The sequence below is a fragment of the Aestuarium sp. genome (assembly GCF_023253315.1).
GTDB lineage: Bacteria > Pseudomonadota > Alphaproteobacteria > Rhodobacterales > Rhodobacteraceae > Marivivens > Marivivens donghaensis.
The window spans coordinates 1-534 of sequence record NZ_JALRGW010000214.1; the positions used below are offsets into that span (position 1 = coordinate 1).

Here is a 534-nt window from a genome sequence, read left to right on the forward strand (position 1 = left end):
AATGACTCCATCGTCGTAGGCGACCTCGTCGATGTCGTCGGCGACGTCTCGGGGGCCGAGGGCAGTCTCGCTCGGATCGTCCGGATCACTGAGCGTCGAAACGTTCTTCGTCGCAGCGCTGACGACACCGACCAGTTTGAGCGGGTCATCGTCGCCAATGCGGACCAACTACTCATGGTGGTGGCGGCGGCTAACCCGGAACCGCGCCCTCGGCTGATTGACCGCTACGTCGTCGCTGCCCTGGACGCGGGAATCGAACCGATCCTGTGTGTCACCAAGACCGACATCGCCTCTGCCGACGCCCTGCGTGATTATGCCTCGGGACTTGATATTCCGGTCATCGCGCTGCGCACGGATGGCGAGACCGATGACATTGACCGACTTCGTACCCTCCTCGCCCACAAAGTGAGTGTCGCCGTGGGCCACTCGGGAGTGGGCAAGTCGACTCTCGTGAACCGGCTTGTCCCCAGTGCGGGCCGTGATGTGGGCGATGTCAACGAAGCCACCGGGCGCGGTCGGCACACCTCTTCTTCC

1 protein-coding gene is annotated in these 534 nt (G+C 63.5%); it reads left to right on the forward strand.

Annotated elements, in window-relative coordinates:
• The coding region (gene rsgA, locus AC1QQ2_RS15055; RefSeq protein WP_479713758.1) for a ribosome small subunit-dependent GTPase A at positions 1 to 534 on the forward strand (534 nt) is incomplete at both ends.